The sequence below is a fragment of the Microcoleus sp. PH2017_08_TRC_O_A genome (genome assembly GCF_020738665.1).
In the GTDB taxonomy this organism is placed as follows: Bacteria; Cyanobacteriota; Cyanobacteriia; order Cyanobacteriales; family Microcoleaceae; genus Microcoleus.
This window is the reverse complement of record NZ_JAEQCE010000155.1, coordinates 1-6,666: the sequence shown is the minus strand read 5'-3', so window position 1 is coordinate 6,666 and position 6,666 is coordinate 1. Positions and strand designations below refer to the sequence as shown.

Sequence of the window (6,666 nt, the reverse complement as noted above, 5' to 3'; positions counted from 1 at the left end):
TACCTTGGGATGGCCGACCACTCAATAGCGCAGGAAGTGAACTCTTTCATTGTAGCTAAAGATGGCTTTAGTTAAGTTTGGGTAAGTTTTACGAAGCAGTTAAGGCAATATTTTTGAGAAGGAGAATTTTTTGATGCGTGCTGGCAGCGGGCTAATCCGGCAACGACAAAAAATTCAATATCTTTGAGATTTTTGCCCTCTAGCTTCTAGTGTTGGGAAACCCTGCGTTAGAATTAAGCTATATATAGACAGGCGTGCAATGTATTGTACCAGTATAAAAAATCGAGCAGGCTTTAGAAGGCGGTAGCTGTGAAACCAATTCGTTCATTAGAAGATGCTTTAAACCGCTGTCAGGCTATGGGAATGCGCTTGAGCCGCCAGCGTCGATTTATTCTAGAGCTTTTGTGGGATGCAAAAGAACACCTCTCGGCTCGCGAAATTTACGATCGCCTGAACCAACAAGCAAAGGGGATCGGTCATACTTCTGTTTATCAAAATCTGGAAGCTTTGTCGAGAGAAGGGATTATTGAGTGCATCGAACGCTCGGAGGGACGCTTGTACGGGAATGTCAGCGACTCTCACTCTCATGTCAATTGTCTGGATACGGCTCAGATTCTCGACGTTCATGTGGAATTGCCGATCGACTTGATTGAACAAATCCAACAGCAAACAGGTGTCAAAATTGTAGACTACCGGATAGATTTCTACGGATATAGATCGGCAGAGTCAGCTACGGCAGCATCAACTGCTAGCGATACGCCAAAAGCTTCGTAAATGATGAGGCAGCCACTGTTAGAAGCAAAAGGGATATTTTTGCTATGGCTGTTCAAGGTATAAAATGATTCAAATATTGATAGTTGCTCGATCGGGCCGAGGTACGTAGTTGGGCTTTAGCCCTCTTTACACATACCTCTAAAGAGGGCTAAAGCCCAACTACGTACCTTGAAACTCAAACTCGATCGCCCAACGTGCCGATCGGGAAATAAAATGTAGCACTAAGTAAAAAAAATAGCTCTACCCTCTATACGTATAAAGTTGGGAGAAAATCCGGGTTTAGTACCCGCTTGATTTTTTAGTCGGCCCGAATCGATCGAAATTTTGTGTAGCAACATTTTCAGAACCCTGGCAAATTTATCTGTGGAGTCAAGACGAAAATCGAAGATCGAAAATTGAAAATCGCTAGACTGACGGGGCTTTCTAATGTTTTTTCAGCTAAACTGCACCGGAAGCAGTGAATAATTGTTGGATAACTGGTATGATTTACGTGCTTCTTGAGCCTAAAATACTTGGAAGCAAGCAGTGGGGCTAGACACGAACCTCACTACAAAACGCCGTAAAGGGAAAAATTGCAAGTACCTTGAAGGAAATTCTAGATCTCCTTAACAGGAGTCAGAAGCCCACATCGCAATCGATGATTTGATGTGGGAGTGTCACGGAGAGAGCGCATTACAGGACAGGCTGAAGTAATGGCGAGACGACAATCTGACCAATTCCACACACCACCCAAATACAACTCATCCCCCAAACCGACGGCACAGTTGAGTGCAGAGGCGACAGGCGATGCAAGTTCCTCCCTCACGGCGTCGCCGAGGGAGGGGAAAAGAACTTTTTGGCAGTGGCAACTGATCTGGCTGAGTCTCCTGGTGGGATTTGGAGTAACGGGTGCCGCTGCATTTCTGTGGCTGCTGACGATGCCACCGCCACCGAATTGCCAGCAACTGTCGCCATTGGCGGCGGACGGAGAGCGACTTTACTGCGCTCAGCAAGCTGCTAAATCGGGCAAGCTAGAACAGCTAGAATCGGCAATAGGACTGGTGCAGGCTTGGCCGAAAGAACACCCGCTATACTCGCAGGGCCAACATTTGATCGGGGAATGGTCGAAAGCCATGCTCGCATTTGCCAGGGCGAAAATTGAGCTGGGCGATTTGAAGGGGGCTCTGGCAATTGTGGCAAAAATTCCGAAAACCAGTCCGTCTTACCCAGAGGTACAGGATGCTGTGACTGCTTGGGAAAAAAATTGGCAGGAGGGTCAAAAACTCTACGATACAGCGCTAGCAGCTTTGAAAAGTGAGGATTTGAGGAAGGCATGGGATTACGCTCAAGCTCTGTTTAAGCTGGAAAATATTTTCTGGAGTCAGAAGCGCTACAACGAGCTGATCCAGCAAATTTCTCTGGAAAGAAACGGCTGGCAGCGCTTGCAAGAGGCTAGAAATTTGGCGCAGGAGGGAACTCCGCAAAAGTTCGCTGAGGCGATCGTCCTGGCTCGCAAAATAGACCCGCAGCTTTTTGCCCGCGGTAAAGCAGAAAAGGAAATTGAGGGCTGGAGCCGGACTTTGCTGGCAATGGCGACTAAGCGGTTGAAGGGGAAGGACCTTCCGGGGGCGATCGAGGCTGCTTCTGTTGTGCCCCAAGATTCGCCACTGTTTGCGGAAGCTCAAGATTTGATGCAGTTGGGTAGGGCTCAGGCGGTGATGTGGAACCAGTCGGTATCGACACCGCTGGCTCAGCACATTTTTACTTTGCTCGAAGGGCAGGGGGCTGCTAGCCAAATTGCTCCGGGCCGACCTCTGTACAAGCAGGCTCAAGTTCAAGTTGAAAGTTTACAGGTGCAGTTTCAAGATTTACTGCGGCTGCAAGTGGCAAGCACGATCGCGAGTTTCGGTCAAATCGGGGCGCTTCAGATGGCGATCGAGCAAGCGCAAACCATCGGGCCTCGTCAGCCGCGGCGGGTTCACGCTCAAACTTTGGTGGCTACTTGGCGCCGCGAAATTCAGCGGATCGAAGACCAAGCTTTTGTGAACCTGGCGAAGCAGTTGGTAGCACCGGGAACGGTTGAAGGACTTAAGGGCGGCATTGCTCAGGTACTTCTGATCTCTCAAAACCGTCCCCGCAGAGTAGAGGCGCAAACTCTCCTGGCTCAGTGGACGAAACGCATAGAAGTTATTCAAGATCAGCCTTTTTTAGATGAGGCGATCGCCCTGGCCAAGCAAGGAAAACTGACCGCGGCTATTGACAAAGCTTCGGAAATTAAGAGCGGTAGGACTCTTTACGCTAAAGCTCAGGATAATGTCTATCAGTGGGTGAGCGAACTGCAAGTTGCTCAGGATCGTCCGATTCTCGATCGAGCTGCGGAATTAGCATCTCAAGGTAGTCTGTCGGCGGCGATTAATATGGCTTCCCAAGTCGGTTACGGTAGGGCGCTGCACTCAGAGGCAGCAGGTGCGATCGGGCGCTGGAGCGCCGAACTCAGAGCCAACACTGCGCCGCCGCCGGAGCCCGCTCGCGAGTACGCGCCGGCTCCGCAACAGGAAGAGTACGCGCCGGCTCCGCGACAGGAAGAGTACGCGCCGGCTCCGCGACAGGAAGAGTACGCGCCGGCTCCGGAGCCTTACTATCCGCCCGCCAGAGAAGAGGCTCCGGCTCCGGCTCCAGAACCTTACTATCCGCCCGCCAGACAAGAGGCTCCGGCTCCGGCTCCGGAACCTTACTATCCGCCCGCGAGGGAGCCGGAACCTTACTATCCGCCCGCGAGGGAGCCGGAACCTTACTATCCGCCCGCCAGACAGGAGGCCCCAGCTCCGGCTCCAGAACCTGCTCGTCCTCCGGCTCCGGCTCCGGAACCGGCGCCTTCGATTCCTCAGCCGGCTGGACCTCCTGATGCTAATTTGATCCCCGAGTAATTGGGTTTTAGGGGAGGCGCGTCTAACATCTCACATCTAAAATATAAAATCGAGTGAGTAATTTACAACTGCTGTCGATCGATCCCGACCCCATTTTCCGACTGGGGCTGAGAGTCGCCTGCGAGCAGTATCCAGACTTGGAAGTTGTCGCAGATGTGGGCACGGGAACCGAGGCGTTGGAGGTTCTGGAAGCTCGATCGACCGCCTCTCTCTGGGCCAAGAAGCCCGTTGATTTGGTAATTTTGGCTGTTGAGAGGTTAAGTTTGCGATCGGGTCTAATACAGACGCTGGCAGTTTGTGGCGAGTTCAAAAATTTGTACCCCAACCTACCGCTGTTGCTCCTAGGTGGGCCGCTCGCACCGGATCAGTTGGGGCAGTTACAAGCTGCGGGCGCGAAGGGCTATTGTCCTAAAGATAGAGATATTTCCGAGACAATAGAAGCTATTCGCGTGGTAGCATCCAGCGGCACTTATTGGCCGACAGATACGCCAGCGAACTCTCAAATAGAGCTAAATTCAGCGACGGTTAAAACAATAGAAAATTCCGCAGCCAATCCAGAAGAAAATGCTGAGAGTCTGACAATTGATACGCCCGTACACAAAAAAATTCTGGCTTATTTTTGTGTGTCTGGATTGCGAGAAATAGATGCAGCTTTGGCAATTGTCAAAGCTGATTTGGAACAGATCAAAGTGGCAGATTCGACAGACTTAGCCACTATTTTAGATGGGATTGTAGTCAGCGGGCGCCGCCGAGAATTGCTGGCTGCTCGTTGGATTGTCAGTCAGTTATTGGAAGTCCGAGGGAAGTCGGAAGAAGTCCGAGGGGAGAAGGAAGAGTCCGAGGGGAGAAGAAAGACGGGAGAAGAAAGAGGGGAGAGTTTGTGGGATAATTCTCAGTTGCAAGTCACGAATTCCCGAGGTTCGGGTCAATCTTTGGTGCTGACAAATAATTGGCAAGGCAGCTTGTTTGACTCGGTGGCTGCTAAATTGCAGGTGGATTTGGTGAATTTGACTGGCGTGCCTTTGGAGATCGATATTTTGCGATCGACAAAACAGCGCGAATTGATGAGTTCCATCCTGCGGAAGTTACGGGAGTTGCTAGAGGAATTGCGCTTGGGGCAAGTGCAGCAAACTCAATTTTCGGAAAAAATGCCTGCTATTTTGCGGGATTTGTGGGAAGCGACAATCATAGATTTTTTTGGCAGATACTATACGCTGCAAACGGGAGAAAATCTGGTTGTTGACAGCAGTCAAACAAGCTTGAAACTACTGCCAGAAAGTCAAGGGGAAATCGCTGCTAATTTATGGGGCGGCAGCGGCGTAGAAGTGGTGCCGGTGCTGCTGGCAGATGAAACAGCAGTTGCCACGGAAATCCTTGATAAAATTCCGATGACAGTTGATTTATTTGCACATTTGCTATTTGAAATTCCCCTCACAGTTGACAATCTTTCTTGTGTTGCTGGCAGCCCGCAAGCGATGCAGCGAGCAGAAGCTTTGTTGGAAAATTTGGTAATTCAAGTTGCTAGCGGAGTCGTGCAGCCTCTGCTCAATAATTTTGCAGATATTGAGGAAATCAAGCAAACTTTTTACGATGGCAAGTTGATTTCAACACGAGAAATTGAGCGGTTTCGGAATGATTTATCGTGGAGATATCGCTGGGATAGCTATTTTGTAGAACCTAAAGCTATTTTTGAAAGCAGGTTTTGGCTGTTTGTGTTGGGCGATTCTGGAATTAAGAGAATTTCTATTTATGCTCCAAGAAATCTGGAGTTAGCACAGTTGTCTGGGTGGCAGTTGGCTTTAACTTTGGTGCTGGAAACTCGGGATGCGATCGCACCTAGGGTTCGCGCTGTTATTTCGCTGTTGGGTACTGCTGTTGTTTACGTTTTGACTCAAGTTATCGGGCGGGGAATTGGTTTGATCGGGCGGGGAATTATCCAAGGTATTGGCAATTCTTTGCAGGATAGCAAGTTTGGCAAAAATGGCTGAGGGAACAGTTGACAGTTGACAGTTGACAGTTGACAGTTGTCCGAGAAGGGTTAAAAACCGCAAAGCCTGCCAGAATTATTTCGTTTGTCCGAGGGGTGCATCTGGGTTTGGCAAATATGTTTGTAGGGGCGAAGCATGACCTCCGTGAATATGAGAGTATAACTAATAACTTATATGCGGTCATGCTTCTTCAGGCTTCAAAAACCAGAGGCACCCGAAGAGTGAACAGGACAATGTACGGGAGTGAACGGATTGAGATAAATCAGTATGATGAGAGATAATTGGTAATTGTTAATTGATGATTGATGGTATTATAGATAATGAATTAATGTTATAAGGTTGACTTTTTATGAGTATTATGATAGCGATTGATGCCGATCGCATAAACAGTTTAGATTTGTCTCCGGTGCGGACTGTTATTGAACAGTGGCTGGCCACAGGAGCGATCGCCCAAAACGAACAACAGGTACAATTTGAAATTGAGTATCCGCGCGAAGAATTAGATCCGCGAGAAATATCGGAACTTCCCGAAGTGCGGCTGTGGTTTATTCGCTTGGATGCTTGTTATCCTTGGTTGCCATTTTTGCTGGATTGGAAAGCCGGAGAATTGGCCCGGTATGCCGCGATGTTAGTGCCGCACCAATTCCACCGCACCCAAGGCATTCAGTACAATCCTGAAGCTTTGGAAATGTTTTTGATGAGCAAAATTTTTGTGTTGACTGATTGGTTGAACCAGCAGGGAATTCCGAGTAAATCGAAGTTGATGGCAATGTCGCAGATGTTTGGTTACGATTTGGATGATGCTTTTTTTGATGTCATCGTGCCTTATTCGGGTTTGTGATTTCCTGGATGAATCGGCGGTTAGTTGAAACTGGTTCCAATCACCTCGTATTTCAATTACCCGGCGGTTGAAACCGCGTCTACACAAACCAAACCCACCTCCGTGGGTTAAAGATTTTATTTGATAATTTTCCATCTCCGAATACCTTCTTCGTCCA

4 protein-coding genes are annotated in these 6,666 nt (G+C 48.9%); all 4 read left to right on the top strand.

What is annotated here, in order from left to right; genetic code table 11:
- The first annotated feature begins 309 nt into the window (after positions 1-309).
- Positions 310-774: a Fur family transcriptional regulator gene (locus JGK22_RS32060; RefSeq protein WP_293187058.1), complete on the top strand. Its 465-nt coding sequence runs from the start codon at positions 310-312 to the stop codon at positions 772-774.
- A gap of 692 nt (positions 775-1,466) precedes the next feature.
- Complete coding sequence (locus tag JGK22_RS32055) at positions 1,467-3,680, top strand: hypothetical protein (protein ID WP_293314475.1); 2,214 nt, start codon at positions 1,467-1,469, stop codon at positions 3,678-3,680.
- A 53-nt stretch (positions 3,681-3,733) separates the two neighbouring features.
- Entirely contained in the window at positions 3,734-5,668 is a 1,935-nt protein-coding gene (locus JGK22_RS32050) for a DUF3685 domain-containing protein (RefSeq protein WP_293314473.1), read from the top strand.
- A gap of 349 nt (positions 5,669-6,017) precedes the next feature.
- On the top strand, positions 6,018-6,509 hold the full coding sequence (locus JGK22_RS32045; RefSeq protein WP_293193853.1) for a CRR6 family NdhI maturation factor: 492 nt from the start codon (positions 6,018-6,020) through the stop codon (positions 6,507-6,509).
- Positions 6,510-6,666 lie beyond the last annotated feature (157 nt).

Coding starts and splice junctions, on each gene's coding strand:
- JGK22_RS32055 (WP_293314475.1), top strand. CDS start 1,467: ATGGCGAGACGACAATCTGACCAATTCCACACACCACCCAAATACAAC.
- JGK22_RS32045 (WP_293193853.1), top strand. CDS start 6,018: ATGAGTATTATGATAGCGATTGATGCCGATCGCATAAACAGTTTAGAT.